Genomic DNA, 23183 nt, shown 5'->3' with positions numbered 1-23183 from the left:
AAATGCACCAAACTCAGAATTATGATATATTATACACACGCAGAACCCTAACAATTTCATAAAGATTGAGATTTACCCCTCTTTTTTCCAAAGCACTTCGTTTTCCGATGAACACTGAATCTATTCAGAACTATCGAAAAAGGAAAGGGTGATTTTTGTGGAAATGGAAACGGTAAAACTGTCAGCAATCGTCATGAGGTGGTATCCTGATATGATGCCGTTTCTCAAACAGGACGAATTAAATTCAGTAATCGTTCTGCGAGACGGGCTAAGTATTCTGGAACCTGCAGATGCCATGGATATTATCCATTACAGCATCTGTGAACATCAGAATTCTGCGTATCTTCAATGAGCAAGCCGCAAGAGAAGTCTTGATAGTTGCCGCCTTGGGTTCGGCCCTGTTGCCGATTTAAGGCGGCATTTACTTTTTTCATACCGTTTCGAATCCATACATCTCGTTTATAAACAACAAAGGCGGTTTTTTATTCCCAATCTGAGCTAATATTGTTACAACACTGTTCTTTTTGGGAGCAACCGTTCCTATATAATTTAGGGGAAAGTACATAAAGGGAGAGAAAAACGAATGAACATCACCTGGGCTCTACTGATGATGGCCTTGGGAAGCGTAGGCGTACAACAGAACCAACATGACGCTGAAGTGGCGATCGCTTTGAAGTCCGCCATGAATCCCCCCATCATTGCACAACAAAACAACAATTCGAATGTAGCAACTCCAGCTCCAAGCGCTTCACCTGAAGCAACAAACTCAGAAAGTATGTTACACACCGATCCACAGCCAGACGCACCCAAAGTAAAAGGCATTTATGTTACCGCCTACAGTGCTGGTGGGGAACGAATGGAAAAGCTGCTTACATTGCTTGACCAAACCGAACTTAACTCAATGGTTATAGACATTAAGGACGATGCGGGTTATATCACATATAAGACCGATAATGCCGACCTTCAGAAGCTCGGTAACCCTCAGCCTTTTATTGGAGATATCAGCAAGTTAATGGAACGTTTGAAGAAACATGATGTTTATCCTATCGCCCGGATTGTTGTTTTTAAAGATTCCATTCTTGCCAAGAAGAACCCGCAGATGTCTTTTGTTAATTCTGATGGCACTGTATGGAAGAATAAAGGCGGCGACAGCTTTGTTAATCCTTATAATGAAGATGTTTGGAAATACAATGTGGATATCGCCAAGGAGGCTGTCAAGCTCGGCTTCAAAGAAATTCAGTTCGACTATGTTCGTTTTCCGGAAGGATTCGAAAAACGCGCTGAAACCCTTAAATACACTAAAACCAGTGATTCACGCGTAGAAATTGTATCTAATTTTGTTAAATATGCCAAAGCAGAGCTAGCTCCACTTGGTGTCCGTGTGTCCGTAGATATTTTTGGATATGCCGCATCTGCCCCTGCTGAGGGTATCGGCCAAGACTTTGTTAAAATATCCAAGAATGTGGATGTTATCAGTCCAATGGTTTATCCAAGTCACTATTCAACGGGATGGTTTGGCGTGAAAGAGCCCGACTTAGATCCTTACGCTACAATCAAAGGCTCCATGGTTGATACACATAAGAAGCTTGATCCACTGGGCAGCTACAAACCCGTTATTCGGCCTTGGATTCAAGACTTTACAGCAAGCTGGCTCGGAAGTGGTCATTATGTGAAATATGGTAAAAAACAGGTGGAAGATCAAATCCGCGCTTTGAAAGATGAGAATGTGGATGAGTTCCTTCTCTGGAACGCCAACAATCGCTATACAGCCGATGTTGATTACGAAAAACAATGAATACAGCCCTTATTATTTATAGCTGATCTGATATACGTATGCTAAAGACCCGGCGTTTGCCGGGTCTTTTAACGGAAACTTATTGAACTATTTAACCTATTCCATGAAAAATCATAAAGAATGAGGCACAGAATTATGATACAGACCACCTCTTTAAAACAAAAGGCAGGACAATTTTTTCATATTTTATTCCCAATCCTTGTTACACAAATTGCTTTATCCGCGATCACCTTCTTTGATACTAATATGTCCGGTAAATTCGGGACCGTCGATCTGGCAGGAGTTGCGATAGGAACTAGTCTTTGGATTCCAATCCAAACCGGTCTCAGCGGTATTCTTATGGGGATCACACCTATTGTTTCACAGCTCATCGGGAGCAAAAAAGATAAGGATGTCGCCTTTCAAGTCACACAAGGTATTTGGCTGTCACTAATTGTTTCGATCATCGTCTTGCTGATTGGCAGCTTTGCCTTGTCACCTATTCTTAATTTTATGAACTTGGAGCCTGGTGTAAGAGATGTTGCTTTCCGCTTCCTCAGTTCTATTTCGTTCGGAATTATCCCCCTGTTTGGATATACGGTACTTCGTAGCTGTATAGACGCTTTAGGGCAAACACGCGTATCCATGTGTATTACACTAATAGCTTTGCCTGTAAATGTAGGTTTGAACTATTTGCTCATCTTCGGGAACTTCGGATTCCCTCGTCTCGGGGGTGTTGGTGCAGGGGTAGCTTCAGCCATTACCTATTGGGTTATATTTGCCGTTGCTCTATTGTTCATATATCGTTCTCAGGCCTTTGTAAATCTCAGATTATTCCGTAATTTCTACTTCATATCGTTAAACAGCATTAAAGATTTGCTTAAAATCGGAGTACCCATCGGTTTCTCGATTTTTTTCGAAACGGCTGTCTTTTCCGCTGTAACCTTGTTAATGAGCCGATTTGATACCGTAACAATTGCCGCGCATCAGGCAGCAATCAATTTTGCAACAACACTCTATATGATTCCGCTCAGTATTTGCATCAGCCTTACCATCCTCGTCGGCTTCGAGACCGGGTCTGGCAGACAAAAGGATGCACGCCAATATGCCATAATGGGTATCGGGCTGGCGGCAATCCTTTCGCTGGCCACAGCTTTATTACTCTTGTTTGCCGGAAATCATGTAGCTGGTCTATATTCAGATGAACCCGATGTCATCTCGTTGATTCAGCATTTCCTGATCTATGCAATCTTTTTTCAAATCTCAGATGCAATTGCTACACCTACTCAAGGGGCGCTTCGCGGATATAAGGATGTTAACCCAGCCTTTATCATTTGTTTTATTGCCTATTGGGTAATTGGCTTACCTACAGGTTATATACTTGCAACTTATACAGATCTAGGAGCATTCGGCTACTGGATTGGTCTTATCACCGGTCTTGCCATCGGTGCGACCCTGCTATTGTCTCGGCTTATCAAAGTTCAACGGCGTTATGCCGCACAATACACACAGGAACAACCACAGAGTTAACGATCCATATTACACAAAAAAGGAACAGTGCGCATCTCGCAGCTGTTCCTTTTTATATATAGCGTCGCTAATTATTGGGAAAGACGGGAAGCCAGCTCGTACAGCTCCAGGTCAAAGCCCTTTTTCGTATTTACAACGAGATCAATATCTGTAAGAGTTAATTCACCTTTGATGATACCACAAGCCTTGTCGGATTCACCTTCGATTAGCTTACGTACGGCAAAATCGCCAAGACGGCTAGCCAGATTCCGGTCTCCAGGAGTTGGTGTTCCACCACGTTGGATATGTCCGAGTACAGTAACACGTGCATCCAGAGAAGCATGACGGTCTTTCAGAGCTTGAGCCACATCTTCACCTTTGCCAACGCCTTCGGCAACAATTACGATACTGTGACGTTTACCTCTGATAAAGTTATCGCGCATCCGGTCAGCAACTTCATTCAAATCATACGGCATTTCCGGCACAAGAATTGTTTCTGCTCCGGAGGCCAGTCCAGCATGCAGCGCGATATCGCCACAGTGGCGTCCCATAACCTCTACAATCGAAGAACGTTCATGGGAGGACATAGTGTCACGCAACTTGTTAATAGCGTCTACAACAACGCCAACCGCTGTATCAAACCCGATAGTGTAGTCTGTGAAGGAGATATCGTTATCAATCGTACCTGGCAAAGCCATAGTCTTGATACCAAGTTTACTTAATTTGTTAGCTCCTTTATAAGAACCATCTCCACCGATAACTACTAGACCATCGATACCCAGTTCATTAAGGATATCCGCGCCTTTTTGTTGTCCTTCCGGTTTCGTGAACTCCAGACATCTTGCAGACTGCAGAACAGTACCGCCACGTTGAATAATATCCCCTACACTGCGAAGATCCATTGGGAAAATATCGCGATTCAGCAGACCTTGATAACCACGTTGCACCCCAAATACCTCAATACCGAAATAAAGTGCGCTTCTTACAACCGCACGAACAGCGGCGTTCATTCCCTGTGAATCTCCACCACTAGTCAATACTGCGATTTTTTGAATTTTAGACATTCTGTTGTTCCTCCTTAAAATTGTGCGAAGCCTGATACATCTTATAAAAACAACTTCGCGACATGGTTACAAAAAGCGTTTGCGTATCCAACGGCTGTTAGCGAAGAAGAACAGTCTTGTAAGCGGACTGCCTTTCATCAGGCTTTTAGATACAGAGCGAACTTCCCGCTGTTCGCTAACTTTGGGATCAGATAAATAAAGTGCCAGCAATCCCTCAATCACCATACGATGCATCGAAGACTCTGGAAGATTTCGAACATCCTTACGGGCCCACTCAACCATTGCAGCGATCCGACTCAGCATGGTATCTGTGTCATCATAATAATTGCAGAAATTAAGATCACCGCCTGCTCGGTCCTCTTCCTGATCAATCAGATAATCCAGCATAATGTGCAGACCACATACATGCGGAAAATACGCAGCTCGAATCGAAGCCGCAGAAGCTTGGTTCAGCTTCGGATCACATGCGGAAAGAAATAACATAAATACACCTAGTGTTGATCCCGTTGCAGCCGAAAACTCATTCCATTGCAGATGCGGCGCTCGACTGCCCTGTTCCTCCCACCACTCCTTCAGGGCTGTTTCCCTGAGTTCCGGGCGGATGTGCTTATACACTTGTAAATCTGTATAGAGCACAGCCAGTTCTCGAATCTCCGCTGCAGCAGCGGAATAACCTGGCAACAAAGAAATCATTTCTTGGCATTTACGAACCAGCCTGTACAAATATCCGCCGTCATTCTGTTCACTTCGAAGCGCATAATAATTACCTGGCTCAGCATTTGGATCAATAGCATCCAGCATAGATTGATGCAGCAGCCTGAAATCTGCAGGATCAAGCGAAGTACTGCGATCACATAAGTTGTCCAGATAATCACTGATAGTTTGATAAGCAACAATTAGCGGAATCAGTATATGTTTCATCGATAAATTGCCGGCGGCATAAATACCACCGCCTATGCAATGAAACTCTTTAGTTTCAATGCTGGCAAGTGCTTGCTTCCGGAGCTCGGGATCGGGAATCCCGTTCGCATCTTGGCGCCAGAAATGGAGACATTCTCTCACTTCCGGCAGCACGTACTTATAGACCCTGTTCATAAGTCCCAGTGGACCACGCGGGCTAAGGTAACGGCCTTGCTCTAATTCACTCAATGACAGTGCCTCCACATTGTTGTCTCCTTATCCAAATCACCACTTATTATAATATGATCAGGCGTATTTGTACAAACAACAAAATCACTTTCGTAAAATCATGAAAGATTCAGAAATACAGCAGTTTTTAAAAACATCTCCCCATTGCTTTATGCTATACTAGGCATATTTCAATTTCGGAGGAGTGCAATCCATGTTTTCAAAACGGACCGGCAGCCTTTACAGTGATCAAAACTGGCTGCGTTCCTTTCTTTTTACCATATATGGTACCAGCGTCCTTGTAGTATCCTACTTTCCTTTATTCTACACACATTTAGGGTTTAGCAGTTCTCAGATAGGCTACTTGTATTCCCTCGGTCCCCTTATCTCCATCCTATCCAATCTATTCTGGAGTATGATAAGCGATAAGTTAGGCACCGTTCGAAAGATCATGTTCATACTACTTGCGGGTCAATTAGTAACTGGTCTTCTATTAGCCAGAGCGGCCGAATTTTCATCTGTCATGCTTATTTTGTCCTTCTTCTACTTCTTCTATTACCCAGTTTTTCCGCTTGCCGATACAATGGCTATCAAAGTTGCCGAAAGACACGGACGGAACTTCATTACCATTCGCGTTTTTGGCTCCTTAGGCTATTCTTTCTTTGCTCTAACCGTTGGCTATGCATTAAGAGCATTGGGCTCTACTTGGAGCTTGACCCTATGTATCATCATCATTATTGCTGCACTTTTAATTACCCTAGGTCTTAAGGATGTTAAAAGACCTGCTGTTATAGAAACAACGAATCAAGATAAGGACACAGCTGAAGCTGATAATAGCAAAAATGGACTTAAAGATATATTGTTGCAAAAAGAGGTGTTGTGGTTCTTCGGCTGTGTGTTTGTACTCGCGTTGGGCCATAGAATGAACGAAGCCTTTCTGACGATCAGTCTAAAACAACTAGGCGCAGGTGAGGAAATCATTGGCTGGGCATTGCTCGCGTCAGCTCTTAGTGAGATCCCTGTATTATTTATCCTCAGCAGATACGGCGACAAATTCAAAGAATTGCCCTTGCTGGCCTTGGGGAGTCTGATGTATGCTCTGCGTTTTCTTTTGATGTCCCTGGCGGATCATCCAGGCTCAATGATTGCCATTCAAGCCATGCACAGTATATCATTTGGTGTTTTTTATGTAACATCTGTCCGTTATATCACCCGGATTATCCCGGATCGCCTTCGGGCAACAGGTCTTGCCATTTTCACCGTCGTTTGGTCAAGTGCCTCTGGGCTGCTTAGCGGTACCTTTGGCGGCATTATTTATCAAGAGGCGGGGCGTTATATTTTTTATATAGTGGCTACAGGTTTCAGCTTGCTTGCTTTTGCAGGGTTTCTGGGACAGCATTTATTGAAATCCAACCTGGAGCCGATCAATTATTTCAGAAAAAAGAACAAAAAAGCCTCCCTATAATTAGGGTTGGTATTATTCCATAATACAAAGAGGTCGTTGCACTCCCCTTCAATGGAGTGCAACGACCTTTTTCATTTAGGAGAACATCTATAGTGGGCGTAAAAAAACACAGTTCCCGAAAGAACTGTGTTCTGTAAGTTGGTAACCACTCTTGCAAGGGCTTGCCAAGTAAATTATATATTTGTAGCAGACAGCTTAACTGTCCTGCTGTTTCTTATAATTTTACTACGTTTTCAGCTTGCGGTCCGCGACTACCATCAGTGATGTCGAATTCTACTTCTTGACCTTCGTCCAAAGTCTTGAATCCTTCACCTTGAATTGCTGAGAAGTGTACGAATACATCTTCGCCGCCTTCTACTTGAAGAAAACCATAACCTTTTTCTGCGTTAAACCATTTTACTGTACCTTTCAATTGAACAACCTCCTAAAAATAACCGCCATATATGGCGTATAACTATAGTATACTGCAATCTTCTGTTCAAATCAATCAAACCCAACCCTTAATATATGATTTAATTTGCTTTTCCCTTCTCCAGTGCGTTATCATTGAGCCAAAAGCCAAAAATCGCCAGGGTGGTAATGATAATGATCAAAAAACATGAAATATACAAAACAGACAAATGGAATATGATGACGGTAGAAGTTCAAGGCCGCTACATTGTACTCCGCGAAATTTCCGATCAATGGGGAGAAGAAACACATACCTTCCTGAGTCGTCCAGCGATGATGCAATGGGTGAATAACCGCTTCAACAAAGAATCTTATAAAGACAATGAAGAAGAGTACAAAAACATCATTGCAGCTTTCAAACAGGTATAACAGGAAATGAATAACGAAAATCTCACGATTTATGTTGTCCTAGTCCTCTGTCTAGGCGCAGTATTAATTATGACCAAGGATCGTGTCCCGCCGAAACTAAAGCGGGGCATGGCCATGGCTGCGGTCGTAATGATTCTGTTTGCTTTCATCTTTGTTATTTATAGCTTGTTGGCATAACTACCATATAAAGAAGACTAAATATTAATAATCAGGACTTAGCAGGACATAATAAGCTGACTCTACTTTTCAAAGAGGAGGACGTCATGCCTATTACACTCAAGTCCATCCCTCTTCTACTTGTGCTCAGCTTGCTACCGGGTGAAATATCATCCACAGTATTGCCGAGGGAGATTATGCCTACTACATCTCATCATTCTAGGAGGGTTTCTATGGAACAATTATTGAAGAGAAGTGAAGTACCTGCTGAGAATCGTTGGAAGCTTGAAGATATATTTGCCTCTCAGAAGGATTGGGATGCAGAATATGCTGAAGCTAAATCACTGATCAAAAAAGCTGCTGATTTCCAAGGTAAACTTGATTCCGCAGAAGCTGTGAAACAATGTTTTGAGCTGGATGACAAGCTGTCCGTCTCCACTGAGCGACTCTTTGTCTATGCTCATATGCGTCAGGATGAAGACACTGCTAATCCTGAATATCAAGCTTTGTCCTCCAAAGCGAAGAAGCTTGGGATCGAAGCAGGCGAAGCCTTTTCTTTTGTAACCCCAGAAATCTTGGCACTGCCTATTGAGAAGTTGGATCAATTTATTGCTGATCCTGAACTGTCCGCTTACACCTTCACTTTAAAAGAGATGAAACGTGAGAAAGCGCATGTATTGTCCAAGGCTGAGGAAGCTCTGCTTGCCCAAGTTGGAAACCTAGCACAAGCGCCTCAGAATATTTTTAGTATGCTGAACAACGCAGATCTGAAATTCCCTAAGATTAAAGATGAAGATGGCAAAGAGGTCGAGCTGACTCACGGCAACTATATCAAGTTCTTGGAAAGCTCCGATCGCGAGGTTCGCCGAAATGCTTTTAAAGCAGTCTATGACACCTATCGTAAGCAAAAAAACACCATCGCAGCAACGCTTAGCGCCAATGTGAACAAAAACGTCTTTTTCTCACACGTCCGCAAGTATCCATCTGTAATGGAAATGTCTCTTTACGGTGATAACATTCCAAAAGAGGTATACACCAACCTGATCGATACGATTCATGAGAGTCTTCCTTTAATGCACCGTTACATGAAGTTGCGTCAAAAGCTGCTTGGTGTGGATGAGTTACATATGTATGACCTATTTGCACCACTAGTAGATGAATATAAGCTGGATATCACGTACGAAGAAGCGAAGAAAATTACCAAAGAAGGCCTCAAACCGCTGGGTGAAGATTATCTGAATGTGCTGCAAAAAGGCTACGACAATGGCTGGATTGATGTCTATGAGAACGAGAATAAACGCTCTGGAGCTTACAGCTGGGGCCCTTATGGCACACACCCATACGTCCTGCTGAACCATAACGATAATCTGAACAGTATGTTTACTCTGGCACATGAGATGGGTCATGCTCTACACTCTTATTTTTCAGACAACGCTCTGAACTATCGGGATGCACAGTATACCATTTTCCTTGCAGAGGTTGCTTCAACTACCAATGAAGCTTTGCTTATGGATTATCTACTCAAAAAGTCTACAGATCCTAAGGAAAAAATGTATCTGCTCACTTACTATGCCGATCAGTTCCGGACAACGATTTTCCGGCAAACAATGTTCGCAGAATTCGAAAAGATCATTCATCAGCGTGTTGAAGAGGGCGATTCGCTTACCCCTCAAGATCTTTCAAGTATCTACTACGACCTGAATGTCAAATACTACGGCAAAGAAATGGTTGTAGATCAGGATATCGAGATGGAATGGGCACGAATTCCGCATTTCTATAACAGCTTCTATGTTTACAAATATGCAACAGGCTTCTCGGCAGCGACTAGCTTTGCCAAACAAATCCTTGAAGAAGGTAAACCGGCGGTAGATCGTTACCTCGGCTTCCTGAAGAGCGGTGGCAGTGATTACTCCATCAATATTTTGTCAAAAGCAGGCGTTGACATGTCGTCTCCTGAGCCGATTCGCGAAGCGATGAGTGTGTTCGAAAGTGTTATCGAGCAAATGGAACAGTTGACCAAATAAGGCAGAGAGCTTAGTATTACATTAATCCCTTGCCCTATCTGGGCAGGGGATTTTATATTGTTATATCCCCCTGAGGAGGAAGAATTCAATGAGAATTCAATGGTCACTAATTGCGGGTCTAATCTTCGCGCTGCTAACCGCCATATTCGCAGTCATCAACGTTGATCCCGTTCAAGTCAATTTCGGTTTTGATGTGGTTAATATACCACTTATACTCGTTATTCTTGGCTGCGCGTTAATTGGCGGAATCATCGTGGGCTCTTACGGCATTTTTCGTCAATACAAACTACAAAAGCAAATTAAAAGCTTAACTGCTGAGCTTACCAAGCTTCGTGATGCCGACACTTCACTGGATTCTTTTAACACAGACAATGATGGCTTAACAGGAGGGCTTAACTAATGATTACCATTCAACCTAATGAAGACTACATACTTTCCATCCTAAAAAAATTACTCGACACCCCCAGCCCAAGCGGTTTCACCGCACAGGTAATGACACTAGTTGCTGAAGAAGCAGCTGCGCTGAACGTACCTTTAAGCTGGAATGAAAAAGGCGGCGTAATTCTTAACGTCCCTGGCTTAGATCCCTCTCGTACTATTGGCATCAGCGCTCACGTGGATACACTTGGTGCCATGGTCCGCTCGATTAAAGCTAATGGCACACTGCGTCTGACCTCTGTGGGTGGCTTCGCCATGCACAGCATTGAGAATGAATACTGCACGATCCATACCCGTAGCGGCAAAACTTATACAGGAACCATCTTAACCAGCCATCCATCTGTACACGTATATCCAGACGCCCGTGACTTCAAACGATCAGAGGAGAACATGGAAGTACGTATTGATGAGCTGGTATCTTCTAAAGAAGACGTACTCAAGCTTGGCATTTCCGTCGGAGATTTCATTTCTTTCGATGCACGTGCAGTGATTACGCCTAGCGGCTACATTAAATCCCGTCATTTAGATGACAAAGCAAGCGTGGCTGCCCTTCTCGGATTGCTGGAAAGTATTAAACGTGAAGGCTGGAAACCTCTCCACAACCTTTCTTTCCTCATCTCTAACTACGAGGAAGTGGGACATGGTACAGCTTGGATTCCTGGTGAAATCAATGAAATGATTGCCGTCGATATGGGCGCCATGGGTGATGATCTCAGCTGTAAAGAAACCGATGTATCCATCTGTGCTAAAGACTCTTCCGGCCCTTACGATTATGTTATGACAGGTCGTTTGATTGAACTGGCAGAAGCACTAGCAATTCCTTATGCCGTTGATATTTATCCTATGTACGGCTCCGATGCTTCCGCAGCGCTCAGAGGCGGAAACAATATCCGTGCAGCATTGATTGGCCCAGGTGTACATGCCTCTCACTCCATGGAACGTACGCATAAGCAAGCTGTAGTGAACACTGCTAAGCTTCTCGCTGCTTATGTGGGGACAAACTGAGGGTAGCTCTGGCAAGCTGAACCAGCTCTGGAGGCGCAGACAGGGACTTATCGTCTCACTTCTGGTGTTATTGATAGTGGGGTTAGCGGTATCGTTGTTTCTGGTATTTAGAAATCATAAGGAAGATCCCTTTAAAGGTCTTCCTCACGCCTATAGCTTTTTGGAAACAGTGAGTACAGATAACGTGCAGCTCTATATGATGTCACTTTCACCTGAGGATATTAAGCTCAGGGCCGCGGGTGTCCCTTTACGGCAAGTTAATGCATATGGGATTAACGGTGGTTTTTTCTATCAAGATGCGCTTTTATCCATGGCTATCATGAATGATACTCCAGTCAACGGAGCCCAGAAGGGTTATGGGTCTGGCTGGTTCAATGCTAAATACGCACGTGGAACCCTTGTCTGGGATGGTGCCAGCCGTAGCTTCTCCGTACAGGTTGTCTCTTCTGGAGAAGAATTGAAGATTACTGATCGCCAGCATTATTTTGCGCAAGGTGGCATTAGTATGAATCTGGGACACGAAGACTTATGGGAAGCGGCAGTAGCTGAAGAGCATCTTCCTTACGCTGATGAGAAACGCCTGCGCTCAGGCATGGTGTATGACAACACAGGAAAGCTCTGGCTGATTGTTACCCCAACGCTCTCAACAGCGGCAGAGTTCCGCTCAGCGATCCTCCAGACAGTTCCTGCTAAGGGTCTGGAGGGCATCTTCTTGGACGGAGATGGCTCTTCCCAGATGAATGCGAAGGAAATCATTGTACCCGGCGATTCTCGGTCTGTAGTACAAATGATTGCTGTGGACGGAACGAAATAAATAAGTAGAAAAATAAAAGAGTAGAATTCTCCAATTAGTGGAGGACCCTACTCTTTTTTTGTTTATTGGTGGTTCACTTGTTCTTCAACAGACACTCCCGGAATTTCCGGTGGTCTTCACTTTCGGCTGGTGCTTACGGACCCAGATGGCGTTATTCGCAAATTATTAGCCTTTGGAGCATTGTTTCGGACCCAAGCGACGTTATTCACGCAAAAAAGGAACGTATTGGGTGCTTTTAGTGTCAATAGCGATTGTGGTGTCCGTTAACATTCCAAATGGGTTATAATGCTGCGTTTAAGGTCAGCTGTGTCCGGGTAGTGATTTGTAAGAATCACTGTGATTTAAAAGCCAGCCTCAATCCCAGACTTGCTCCAGTTTATCTGAATAATAAGAAATGGCCTTACTATAACTTCTTATCCCTTCATCCGCAGAGGTTTCTGCCAACAGCTTAAGCAGCAGCTCCATCGCTTGACTATGCTCTCCAAGATTGTGCAAGGTCATGGCTAGGAACGCCGGAAATTCCTTATTCTCCGGGTACTCCTGAACAGCCAGCATCAGAAGACCTTTTGACTTCTCGTATTCTCCGAGTGTCCGGTAGGTGCTGCCCAGTCCCAATAGAGCGCCAACTCTCTGCTCAGAAGGTAATCCTAACGCCAAGCTTTTCTCATAAAAGGGTACTGCCGCCCGCTCCAAACCCAGCACATCATGCGTCCAGGCCAATTGATATTGAAGTTCAGCGTCCCCAGCATTCTGCTCATATAGCTCAAACAGCATCATTTTGGCTTCTTCCGCTTTACCAGCGTTGCGTAGGGCTACGGCAGCTTTAAGTTTATCTTCCACACAGAGCCCTCCCCTATTTTCATTCAAAGCCATCCAACGGGTTTAAGCCTTACCAGCGATTTTCTCCGCAAGCTCGTTCAGATAGGTCCAGCGTTCCATAAGACGCTCCAGCTCTGCTTCGGCTAGGCGTTGCTCCTCTACTAGCTCCTGCAGCCTTCCAGAGTCAGCAAAAGCCGCCTCCATCTGTACACTAATATCCGTCAAACGTTGCTCTGCAAATTCAATTTGCTCATCAATGCCCTCATATTCACGCTGTTCCTTGAAGCTGAATTTGAGTTTTGTTTTGGGAGCCGTTGAAGCTGCAGGGTTGCTGGCAGTGTCCGCGGCCTCTTTTTGCTTTGAGCTTCCTTCTTTGTTCGGTTCTCCAATGCGTGACGGTACATTTTTGGCCAGCCATTCTTCATATTCCGTATAATCGCCAACATGAATCCGGATATCGCCATTTTCAAAAGCAATCAGCTTATCTATCGTACGGTCCAAGAAATAACGGTCATGGGATACGGTAAAGACGACACCCGGAAATTCATCCAGATAATCTTCCAAAACAGCCAATGTGCCGATATCCAAATCGTTCGTAGGTTCATCCAAAAGCAATACGTTAGGCGCTCCCATCAATACACGAAGCAGATACAAGCGTCTTTTTTCGCCCCCGGACAGCTTGGAGATCGGTGTCCACTGCATCGCAGGAGGGAATAAGAAGCGTTCCAGCATTTGACCAGCCGTAATCACACTGCCGTCTGCTGTCCGTATCACTTCTGCTTCTTCCTTCACGTATTCAATGGCACGCATACTGTCATCCATATCCTGATGCTCTTGTGTAAAGTAACCAAGCTTAACCGTAGCGCCAAGCTGAACTTCACCTTTATCGGGTTGCAGCTGACCTGCAATCATATTTAAGAGTGTTGATTTGCCGCTGCCGTTCGGGCCGACGATGCCCACTCTATCCTGGGGTACAGCGATATAGCTGAGATCTTTGATTAGCTGACGACCATCCAACGCTTTCGACAGATCATTAATTTCAATGATCTTGCGACCTAAACGTGTAGAAGCCACAGAGATATCCAATGAACCGTTCGAGCTGCTTCCCGTACTCTCTTTCAGCTTCTCGAAGCGGTCGATTCTTGCCTTCTGTTTTGTTGAACGGGCTTTGGCACCGCGACGAATCCAAGCCAGCTCTGTACGCAACAGATTCTTACGCTTCTGTTCGGCAGAGGCTTCTCGTTCTTCTCGATCGGCTTTAAGCTCTAGAAACCGTGAATAGTTAGCTTCATAACGATAAAGCTGGCCACCATCCAGCTCTAGCATGACACTAGCCACACGCTCCAGGAAGTAACGATCATGCGTCACCATCAAAAGAGCGCCGCGCCGTTTCTGCAAATATTGCTCCAACCAAGCCACGGAATCCGTATCAATATGGTTGGTAGGCTCATCAAGAATCAGCAGTTCAGAGGGGGTAATCAGTGCAGCTGCCAGAGCCACACGTTTACGTTGTCCACCAGAAAGTGTGTCCATTAACGCATCAAACTTTAAGATGCCTAGCTTGGTAAGCACGCTTTTGGCTTCACTCTCCAAATGCCATGTTCCCGCAGCGTCGATCGCCTGCCCAATCTTTACTAGTTTTCCTTCCAGTTCAGCATTACCAGGCTGCTGTTCAAGCTGGGACATAGTCTCCATATACTCACGCATGGTAGCAAGGTCTGGATCATCCCCGGCGAACACTTGCTGCAAAACTGTATTCATAGGATCATAAGGAGGATTCTGCGCCAAATATTGTACTCTTACATTATTCCCGATGGCAATTTGTCCACCATCCGGAGTATCCAGACCGGCAATAATCCGTAAAAAGGTTGATTTACCCGTTCCATTCACACCGATCAAGCCAATTTTATCCCGATCGTCCATACCAAATGAAGCGTCGCTAAAGAGTACTTTCTCGCCATAACTCTTGGAAAGATGTTCCACGGTCATAATATTCATGCTATTTCCTCGCTTGCCTTATATTTTCATAAAACCGGCCCGCATCTAACCAATGCTATTTATCCGGTCTATCATCCTATCCAAAATTCAGGTGATCATGGCCCCTCTAATAAAAAGACCAGCAGCGAAATCAGCGCGTTTATACGCGTCCTCCTCCGTAAAAGACGGATCAAATAAAATATCCATCTTCAAACGATCCAGCATCCCTATGTAGGACTGTGCCATAAGCTCAGGCTCGGATGCTCCACCTTCTAATAATACCTTGACCACATCTTGCATGTACTGCTCCATAAATTGAGTCATATACGCCACTAATTCAGGATTATTGTTAGGGGCACGGAAAAAGAGCTTCGTATGCCGCTTGCGTTCATAATAATAATTCAGGTGATGTTTAGCAATGATCGACAGTTTACCGGCCAAAGTATCACTAGCCTTCAGCCTTTCCTGTAATTGCAGGAGAAATCCCTCACAATCGCGGCGAGTCACTGCCATGAATAATTCTTCCTTGCTCTTGAAGTATAAATAAACGGTGCCCTTTGCTATCCCGGCTTGCTCCGCCACTTCCGACATCTTCGTTTCGTAAAATCCACCTGAACCGAAGAGCTCGTATGCGGCATCCAGAATAGCAGTATGTTTTTGATTGGATGTGCTACTCATCGGTCCCTCCCTAAACTGTGCCGTTCAAAGCTTAAATTCAAATGCTAAATGATCATGCTCAGCAGTAAGGCTGCCGTACCTCCTAGGATAGAGCTGATGGCATTGACTGCGTCATTGCTCATCCACTTCCAGCCTCTTGCGTGTACAGCTGGAGCCCCACAATGCTGTGAGCCTTCCACTTCGCGGCCGCATACGGTACAGCGGTTCATCTGCTGCACGGTTGCACCAAGGATAGAGTCGGCAAAGGCGCCGACTAATCCTCCGGCAAGTCCTGCTAGGGTAAGCAGCACGAAAGAGTGATCCGGCATGCCGGATATCATACGCAGCAGCCAAGCTGACGCACCGATGAGTGCGCCTCCTGCTGCTGCCGCCAGCGTACCCAAGCTGGATACACCACCCGAAGCTCCGGCAGGAAGAACTTTACCCGTAAGGACAGAACGAGGCGGTTTCTTGCTCAGTGTTCCGATCTCCGTAGCCCATGTATCCGAGGTTACTGTAGCCATTACACCAATAAATAGGAACCCCCACAGCTCATGCGGGAAGATCGCATTCAGAAGAACCAGAACCATGCCAAGTCCACCGTTAGCAAAGACCTGCCCGGCATCGCGGCGGCCCGTCTTAGCATACGTCAGCTCTAATTCTGCTTTATTATCATGATGAAGTTTGGACAGCAGGCTTGAAGTGATGAAGAAGATCAGCAATATCCCAAACCAAAAAGCATTTCCGGCACCAAAATAAATAGTGCCCATCACTACCGCGGCAATCATGCCAGAGAGACTTAAAGACTGCTTCCAATATGCCGCTCCCGCAACAATCAAAGCGCCTAAAGCGCCAATAACCCACTGCATAGATTCATCTCCAACAGATCTATTAACCGATCAGGCAAGTCCCCATCAGCTTGTCGCCCCAGTACAGCTCGAAAGCGTCGCCAGCTACAGTAGGACCCACGCCTGCCGGAGTACCTGTAAATATCACATCGTCTTTCCCTAACCCGTAGCGCTCCGCGATAAAATCAACAATTTTTTGAAGTGAAAAAATCATGTTTTTAACATTGCCGCGTTGTACTTCCACCCCATTTTTCACCACTGTAAAATCAGTTCCCTCCAGCTCTTCCTTATCTGGAAACGCTATGTAAGGGGTGAGTGGTGCGGCATTTTTAAAGCCTTTAGCTGGCGTCCACGGCAAACCTTTCTTCTGCAGATCATTATGCACATCACGCAGCGTGAAATCCAGTCCCAGTGCCATAACATCTACCAGATCCTCCACGCTCATGCCTGGTGTATAATCACGTGCAATACGCAGTACAAGTTCACCTTCATAATGAATCTGACCCGCATCCTTTGGCAGCTTAATTACTGCTTTATCGAGGGAAACAGCCGCATGTGAGGGCTTCATGAAGATGAGCGGCTCCACGGGCACATTGTTACCCAATTCCTCCGCGTGTAGCTTGTAGTTGCGTCCAACACAATATAGATTATTAACAGCAGCGCACATAAACAGTCAGCTCTCTTTCCCATCGATTTGGATTATTTATACCTTCAGAAAGGTGTCGCCCCATATATCCGGGCGGTTTGTACAGATCATTATATCAGAATGCATGTCGGCTAAGCGACGCATCTCTTTCGCTTTGTTCACAGTCCAAGCCATAATTTCCACCCCACGCTCGGACAAAAGCTTAGCCAGTCTAGGATTCAGACGCGAGAAGCTAATCGAAAGTAAAGAGCAATCCAGTTCATGCAGCCTGCGTGCAGGATTGCCAAATCTGGAATCAAAGATCAATCCGGTACGAAAACGGGGATCAATTTCCTTGACTTTTTTTAATGCTCCAGTATCAAAAGAGGTCAAGATCACGTCGTCCCGCATACCTTTTGCAGAAATAAGATCCGTCACCGTCTTCTCAATGCCAGGATACATATCTCCCACTGTTTTCAGTTCAATATTCAGACGCAATCTTCCAGAGGCTAGTGACAGCACCTCTTCCAAAGAAGGCACCCGCTCGCCCTGAAAAACACGCCCTTTCCAGCTCCCCGCATCCAGACGCCGGATATATTCCCAGTCCATGTTCTTTACCTTGCCATGACCATTGGTCGTCCGGTCCAACGTATAATCATGAATGACAACAGGAACGCCGTCTTTGGAGAGCTGGACATCAATTTCCATCCAGTGCACAAAGGGCATGGCAATCGCCATCCGAATGGCTGCCAATGTATTCTCTGGAGCTTTACCGGAAAACCCTCGATGGGCTACACACAAATTGTTCATCATAAGGACCTCCCAGGAACCCTATTTGGTAACTTGAGTGACTTTACCGTCGCTGCCGATCTTTACCCGTCCTGCGGATAGAGCTTCTACTCTTTTTAACAAAAGCTTTCCATCCACTTCGTTCATTGGCACAGGCTGTGCTAGCTCGGCTTTCATAGGCTTCAGCTTTAAGGAGCATTGACCTTTTACACTACATTCCGCCTGAAAAACCGCAGTTTCCCAAGTGGCAGGCACTGTAGATCTCGTAAAAATAAAATTCCCGGTGCTGTAGGCAATCCATTTGCCCTTGTATGGCTCCACGCCTTGCAACACATGTGGATGGCCGCCAATGACAAGATCGGCTCCTGCATCGATAAAGCTATGGCCCAGCGACTGTTGCGTTTTATCATATTGTTCTACCCGTTCTTTACCCCAATGGACCACTACGACCACCAAATCGGCTTTCTTTTTGGCTGCAGCAATAGCCTTCAGTCCTTCTGCACTATCGTATACGGAGGCAAGTCCCGGCTTATTTTTCCCTGCCATCCAATCCGACGCAGGAATCACCCGGGTGAATCCCAGCAAAGCGATCTTAATGCCCTTACGTTCAAAATATTGCGCCGAATATGCTTCTTTACTGTTAAGCCCCGCACCCACATAAGGAATTCCTCTTTCAGCAAGGTGGTTAAGGGTATCCCGCAAGCCTTGCTCTCCTTGATCAAGCGTGTGATTATTCGCCATATTTACTGCGTCCACACCCGCTGACTTAAGCGCATCCAGAGCGAGTGGTGATCCTTTGAATACAAATTGCTTATTAGTGGCACTTACGCCACCTGTGGTCACTGGAGTTTCCAGATTCAAGATCGTAAGATCATCTTTCTTGAACAGACCCTCCAATGCGGCATACGAATAATCATAACCTTTCTTCTCCAGCAGTTCTCCAGCTTTCCCGGAAAATATAACATCTCCACCAAAATTCAAAGTTACCGTCTTACCAGACGCGTTATCATCTGACGGCAGACCAGACACTGCATCATTATTTGCTGCTTCCGAGCTGTCCTCATCCTTCGCAGGGGTCGCTGTCGCTTCAGGAGCTTGTGTTTCAATGATCTCTTCGGGCTCCTCCTGCGGTGTAGGCGTTGGCTCTGGAGTTGCCGTAGGAGAAGGGCTTGGCGTCTCTGTAGCTTCAGGCGTTGCAACTGCAACCACCGGAGGTGCTGTCTGAGGCTGATCACTACTCTCTGGTATAGGCGTAGCTGTCGCTTCTGCTACCGGAGGCGGTGAGGCGCTTTTCTTGTCAGGGTCATTCGTAAAGCTATAAGTCAATAACACGGTAATCATCAAAAGAAGACCTGCATTGATCCAAGCCCAGGCCGTTCTGCGCTTGCGTTTGCTCTTATGTTTGTTCTTTTGTCTAGAACGCGATCGCGGCGGATACATGGTTTCTGTGATCTCCTCTACTCTCAAATTGTTTTTATTATAGCATATCTATCACAGCACCCTACAAATAAGAGAGTCGATAGAAATAGAAAATTTTACTAACTAAAGAAAAACAGTGAAGCGCCTCATGCTTCGCTTCACTGTTTTATTTAGTCATCGTACTCACATTTCATTCATTAGCTGTTTAGCAACGCTTTCCGCAATAAGCTTGGACTGCTTGATGCAATCCGGCATTGCTATGCCATTAAATCCGGCGCCAATGACATACACACCAGGAAGCGAAGCCGCTAATTCTTTGCGGAATTCGGTAATATTATCAAGATGTCCTATAGGATACTGCGGCATGGAATGCTCTAAGCGGGTGATTTCCGTAAATATTGGTTTCGCAGTAATGCCCATGATCTCTCGTAAATCTTTAAGCACAAGCTCCGTCAAAGCCTCATCAGGCAGCTGAACATTCTGTTCATCACCAGAACGACCCACATAACAGCGCAAAAGCACCTTATCATCAGGAGGCGTATGCGGCCATTTCGTAGATGTCCATGTGCAGGCAGTAATATTTCGCCCTTCTTTACGAGGCACAAAAAAACCTGATCCATCATATTCGTTAACAATATCCTTTTTGTTAAAAGCCATGACTAGATTCGCTACTGAAACATAATCCACCGCTTCCAGCGCCGTAACCTCCATATGGGGACGAAGTAAGTCAGCAGCCGAAAAATTAGGCGTAGTGATATATACATCATCCGCAAGCAACCGTTCGCCATTCTCCAGCTCTACCTCATAAATAGAAGGACTCCCAACAGCCTGAATAGAAACTACGTTAGATTCCGTCCGTTGTTCAACATCATGCAGCTCATAAATCAGACTATGCACGAGACTTTGCAGCCCTTTGCGGAACGTCAAGAAGGTACTCTGTGTAGTACCTTCCTGTGCCTTTTTATTCTTTCGCCCTGTGCGCATTCCACGAATAAGGCTGCCATACTGTTGTTCTAATTGTCCAAATTGCGGAAAAGTAGCATGCAGGCTAATTTTTTGTATATCTCCGGCGTACATGCCAGAGAGGAGTGGCTCGGTTAAGTTCTCCAGCACTTCAGACCCTAGACGGCGCTCAATAAGCTCACCAAGCGATTCGTCTTCATCATTACGCCGCGGAGGAAGAATAAAATCCATCATCGCACGTATTTTGCCCCCAAACGAAACTAACCCACTTGATAAAAAAGGTTTCAGTTCGGTAGGGATACCGAGTACAAGACCGTTTGGCAAAGGATTAAGCTTGTCCCGCTGCAAGATATATCGCTTCTTAGCAAGAGGGTTGGAGGATACCAGCTCGTGATCCAATTCCAATTCCTTAGCCAGCTCGCACATCTCCGCCCTTTCCGCCAGAAATGAATCCGGTCCCTTTTCAATCACAAAACCATCGCGATGTAAGGTTTCAATCTTTCCACCGAGGTTTTTCTCTTTCTCAAGTAAGACAATATCAGGCTTAATACCCGCTTCTTTATAAAATTTACGAATATAAAAGGCGGCGCTGAGTCCGCTCAGCCCTCCGCCTATGATAACAATTTTTCTTGTGGGGCCAATCATGATTGAGCGGCCTTCATCTGCTCCAGTCGTTTACGAATTACATCGCTCAATACAGACATATATGCGGGATCACTATTCAGTGAGTCAATCCGCATAAGACGCATATCAAGCTCTGCAGCTACGGCTGTTGCCTCAATATCGAGATCGTACAGTACCTCTAAATGATCGGATACGAATCCGATAGGGGCCACCAATACGTATTCCACCTGTTCTTTACTAAGCTGTTGCAGCGTGTCCAGAATATCTGGACCAAGCCACGGTTCAGCTGTGCGGCCAGCACTTTGCCAAGTAAACTGCCAGTTGGTTACGCCTGCTTGAGCTGCAATTGCCTGCGAAGTTTCCAGCAGCTGATCCCGATATGGATCACCCATAGCCAGAATACGTTCTGGAAGACTATGAGCGCTGAATAATACGCGAATCTCATCACGGGTCGCACCTGCTTCAATATATTGATCCAGCTTCGCCGACACTCTTTGGCTTAACACATCGATCAATTCAGGATGCATATGGTAACTCTCCACAAAACCCATGTCAATCTTGCATGCATCAGCCTTTTCCTGCGCACGCTTGATGTAGCTCCCTACACTCATACTGGAATAGTGTGGCGCCAAAACAATACCCACTGCTTGAGTAATGCCATCCTTCGCCATAGCCTCCACGCCGTCCTCAATAAAGGGACTGGCATGCTTCAAGCCTTGATAGCAGACAAATTCAACATCTGCTCCCGCTTTATCCGCATTTAATGCTGCTTGTAAAGCTTCTACTTGCCGGTCTGTATTCTCCCGCAGTGGGAATACCCCCCCGACGATTGCTTCATAACGGTCGGTTAACTCTTTAAGCTGCTCCGCTGTTGGCGGATTCCCCCGTCTAATATGCGTGTAATAAGCTTTAACATCTTCTAGGCTCTTAGGAGTGCCATACGACATGACGAGAACACCTATTTTTACTGTCACGGATTCCGTCCCCTTTACAATTTAATAGCGTGGAACAAATAAATTCTTATATTTTTACGAACGTTGCTTAGCCGTTTCTTGTAATACTTCCTGAGAATAAGCGTGAATATACTCCGTCAATTCTCTAAGTTTGTCTAATGAGGCCTCCGGGAATAATCCATGGCCCAGATTGAAGATATAACCTGGCTCAAGCACACCTTCATCGATCAGTGCTTTCGCGCGTTCTTTCAAGAGGTCCATCGGAGCTGTAAGCAAATATGGATCAAGATTTCCTTGAATCGCAAATTTATTGCCTATTCTGCGTCGGCCTTCAGTCAAGCTAACTCGCCAATCCAGCCCGATTACGTCTGCTTGAAGCTTCGTAAGGCTTGGCAGCAATTCTCCAGAGCTTACGCCAGGAAAGTATATTTTAGGTACATCAAGATCAGATAATTCGGAAAAAATACGAGAAACCGTCGGCAGCACGTACGTTTCAAAATCGCGTGGAGCAAGCGCACCAACCCAACTGTCGAACAATTGGAAGGCTTTGCCTCCACTCCGCACATGACTTCGGAGGTAAGTGATAATCATATCGCCTAGCTTGTCCATCAGCATTTCCCAGACACGGGGTTCACTGTACATTAGCTCTTTCGTACGGATATATCCTTTGGAAGGTCTACCTTCGATCAAATAGCTGGCAATTGTAAACGGCGCGCCTGCAAAAGTGATCAAAGGAACGTCCAGTTCCTTATCCAGAATAGCAATCGTTTCCAAAATGTGGCTCAGATCACCCTCCACATCAATGGGTTTTAGTCTCTCCACATCAGCTGCACTACGGATCGGATTCTCAATCACTGGACCGATATCCTTAACGATATCGAATTTCACTCCGATTGAAGCAACTGGATTCATAATGTCGGAATACAAAATGGCCGCATCCACACCCAGCTTGCGAACGGGCATCATGGTTACTTCTGCCGCCAGCTCAGGCTGCTTGCAGATTTCAAGTAACGAATACTTTTCCTTAATTTTACGGTACTCGGGATCATAACGGCCGGCCTGCCGCATGTACCATACGGGAACGTGCTCCGTGTCCTGCTTTCTGCAGGCGCGGATAAAAGTGTCATTGTAGGTCATGATAAGATCTCCATTATATTTTATTAGATTTTTTTAATCGGCATATCTACTATTATGCCCTTTTTAAAAGCTTGTAACAACTAATACGAAGAGTTTGGAATGACAATCCTATGACATTACTATGACATGTGTTGCACACATGAAGCTGAAAAAAATGATATACTGATAAAATGGCA

Annotated in this window: 23 protein-coding genes; 10 read left to right on the top strand and 13 right to left on the bottom strand. The window is 45.3% G+C overall.

The window, feature by feature from the left end; genetic code table 11:
- Window positions 1–163 precede the first annotated feature (163 nt).
- The 3 genes from MHI25_RS10965 to MHI25_RS10955 all read left to right on the top strand — a co-directional run bounded on the left by MHI25_RS10965 (window position 164) and on the right by MHI25_RS10955 (window position 3304).
- Window positions 164–352, top strand: a complete 189-nt coding sequence (locus MHI25_RS10965; RefSeq protein ID WP_036689649.1) for a hypothetical protein — start codon at window positions 164–166, stop codon at window positions 350–352.
- Between the two features lie 231 nt (window positions 353–583).
- The gene (locus MHI25_RS10960) at window positions 584–1795 is read left to right on the top strand and encodes a putative glycoside hydrolase (RefSeq protein WP_076125118.1); all 1212 of its coding nucleotides are present in this window, start codon (window positions 584–586) and stop codon (window positions 1793–1795) included.
- 135 nt (window positions 1796–1930) lie between these two features.
- Complete coding sequence (locus tag MHI25_RS10955) at window positions 1931–3304, top strand: MATE family efflux transporter (protein WP_340395402.1); 1374 nt, start codon at window positions 1931–1933, stop codon at window positions 3302–3304.
- 71 nt (window positions 3305–3375) lie between these two features.
- Here the strand turns inward: MHI25_RS10955 and pfkA are convergent, their stop codons facing one another.
- On the bottom strand, window positions 3376–4347 hold the full coding sequence (gene pfkA, locus MHI25_RS10950) for a 6-phosphofructokinase (protein ID WP_036689277.1): 972 nt from the start codon (window positions 4345–4347) through the stop codon (window positions 3376–3378).
- 66 nt (window positions 4348–4413) lie between these two features.
- Window positions 4414–5496 carry a tetraprenyl-beta-curcumene synthase family protein gene (locus MHI25_RS10945; protein WP_036689648.1) on the bottom strand — a complete coding sequence of 361 codons (1083 nt, stop codon included), beginning with the start codon at window positions 5494–5496 and terminating at the stop codon, window positions 4414–4416.
- Between the two features lie 193 nt (window positions 5497–5689).
- Here MHI25_RS10945 and MHI25_RS10940 point away from each other — a divergent pair, with 193 nt between their 5' ends.
- Entirely contained in the window at window positions 5690–6940 is a 1251-nt protein-coding gene (locus MHI25_RS10940) for an MFS transporter (RefSeq protein WP_076125115.1), read from the top strand.
- Window positions 6941–7154: 214 nt separating this feature from the next.
- Here the strand turns inward: MHI25_RS10940 and MHI25_RS10935 are convergent, their stop codons facing one another.
- On the bottom strand, window positions 7155–7352 hold the full coding sequence (locus tag MHI25_RS10935) for a cold shock domain-containing protein (protein WP_036689272.1): 198 nt from the start codon (window positions 7350–7352) through the stop codon (window positions 7155–7157).
- A 173-nt stretch (window positions 7353–7525) separates the two neighbouring features.
- On the opposite strand from MHI25_RS10935, the gene MHI25_RS10930 reads away from it, so the two are divergent.
- The 6 genes from MHI25_RS10930 (at window position 7526) to MHI25_RS10905 (ending at window position 12196) form a co-directional block, all read left to right on the top strand.
- Window positions 7526–7759, top strand: a complete 234-nt coding sequence (locus MHI25_RS10930; protein WP_036689271.1) for a hypothetical protein — start codon at window positions 7526–7528, stop codon at window positions 7757–7759.
- A gap of 6 nt (window positions 7760–7765) precedes the next feature.
- The gene (locus MHI25_RS10925; protein ID WP_036689267.1) at window positions 7766–7936 is read left to right on the top strand and encodes a hypothetical protein; all 171 of its coding nucleotides are present in this window, start codon (window positions 7766–7768) and stop codon (window positions 7934–7936) included.
- A 212-nt stretch (window positions 7937–8148) separates the two neighbouring features.
- Window positions 8149–9939, top strand: coding sequence for an oligoendopeptidase F (gene pepF, locus MHI25_RS10920; protein WP_076125113.1), 1791 nt, complete (start codon window positions 8149–8151; stop codon window positions 9937–9939).
- An 88-nt stretch (window positions 9940–10027) separates the two neighbouring features.
- Window positions 10028–10339: a lipopolysaccharide assembly protein LapA domain-containing protein gene (locus tag MHI25_RS10915; RefSeq protein ID WP_042126298.1), complete on the top strand. Its 312-nt coding sequence runs from the start codon at window positions 10028–10030 to the stop codon at window positions 10337–10339.
- Window positions 10340–10341: 2 nt separating this feature from the next.
- A complete protein-coding gene (locus MHI25_RS10910) occupies window positions 10342–11382 on the top strand; it encodes a M42 family metallopeptidase (RefSeq protein WP_076184364.1) in 1041 nt (346 codons plus the stop codon).
- The gene (locus MHI25_RS10905; protein WP_076280965.1) at window positions 11366–12196 is read left to right on the top strand and encodes a hypothetical protein; all 831 of its coding nucleotides are present in this window, start codon (window positions 11366–11368) and stop codon (window positions 12194–12196) included. Before MHI25_RS10910 ends, MHI25_RS10905 begins: the two co-directional genes overlap by 17 nt.
- Window positions 12197–12550: 354 nt before the next feature.
- Here MHI25_RS10905 and MHI25_RS10900 read toward each other — a convergent pair whose 3' ends face one another.
- The 10 genes from MHI25_RS10900 to hemE all read right to left on the bottom strand — a co-directional run bounded on the left by MHI25_RS10900 (window position 12551) and on the right by hemE (window position 23007).
- Window positions 12551–13036 carry a tetratricopeptide repeat protein gene (locus MHI25_RS10900; RefSeq protein ID WP_339247766.1) on the bottom strand — a complete coding sequence of 162 codons (486 nt, stop codon included), beginning with the start codon at window positions 13034–13036 and terminating at the stop codon, window positions 12551–12553.
- A gap of 42 nt (window positions 13037–13078) precedes the next feature.
- A complete protein-coding gene (locus MHI25_RS10895; RefSeq protein ID WP_340395401.1) occupies window positions 13079–15013 on the bottom strand; it encodes an ABC-F family ATP-binding cassette domain-containing protein in 1935 nt (644 codons plus the stop codon).
- Window positions 15014–15100: 87 nt separating this feature from the next.
- Window positions 15101–15670, bottom strand: coding sequence for a TetR/AcrR family transcriptional regulator (locus tag MHI25_RS10890; protein ID WP_036689257.1), 570 nt, complete (start codon window positions 15668–15670; stop codon window positions 15101–15103).
- A gap of 44 nt (window positions 15671–15714) precedes the next feature.
- Window positions 15715–16518, bottom strand: a complete 804-nt coding sequence (locus MHI25_RS10885) for a DUF92 domain-containing protein (protein ID WP_340395400.1) — start codon at window positions 16516–16518, stop codon at window positions 15715–15717.
- A gap of 22 nt (window positions 16519–16540) precedes the next feature.
- Entirely contained in the window at window positions 16541–17164 is a 624-nt protein-coding gene (locus MHI25_RS10880) for a fumarylacetoacetate hydrolase family protein (protein WP_036689251.1), read from the bottom strand.
- Window positions 17165–17200: 36 nt separating this feature from the next.
- Window positions 17201–17935, bottom strand: a complete 735-nt coding sequence (locus tag MHI25_RS10875) for a glycerophosphodiester phosphodiesterase family protein (RefSeq protein ID WP_254847631.1) — start codon at window positions 17933–17935, stop codon at window positions 17201–17203.
- An 18-nt stretch (window positions 17936–17953) separates the two neighbouring features.
- Window positions 17954–19351 carry a CapA family protein gene (locus MHI25_RS10870; protein WP_076125103.1) on the bottom strand — a complete coding sequence of 466 codons (1398 nt, stop codon included), beginning with the start codon at window positions 19349–19351 and terminating at the stop codon, window positions 17954–17956.
- Between the two features lie 162 nt (window positions 19352–19513).
- Window positions 19514–20938 carry a protoporphyrinogen oxidase gene (gene hemG, locus MHI25_RS10865; protein WP_340395399.1) on the bottom strand — a complete coding sequence of 475 codons (1425 nt, stop codon included), beginning with the start codon at window positions 20936–20938 and terminating at the stop codon, window positions 19514–19516.
- The gene (hemH, locus tag MHI25_RS10860; protein ID WP_076125099.1) at window positions 20935–21891 is read right to left on the bottom strand and encodes a ferrochelatase; all 957 of its coding nucleotides are present in this window, start codon (window positions 21889–21891) and stop codon (window positions 20935–20937) included. Before hemH ends, hemG begins: the two co-directional genes overlap by 4 nt.
- Before the next feature lie 54 nt (window positions 21892–21945).
- Entirely contained in the window at window positions 21946–23007 is a 1062-nt protein-coding gene (gene hemE / locus MHI25_RS10855) for a uroporphyrinogen decarboxylase (protein ID WP_076125097.1), read from the bottom strand.
- Window positions 23008–23183: the final 176 nt, after the last annotated feature.

Source organism: Paenibacillus sp. FSL E2-0177, from assembly GCF_037992975.1.
Lineage (GTDB): Bacteria > Bacillota > Bacilli > Paenibacillales > Paenibacillaceae > Paenibacillus_AQ > Paenibacillus_AQ odorifer.
This window is presented reverse-complemented; position numbering and strand designations above follow the sequence as displayed.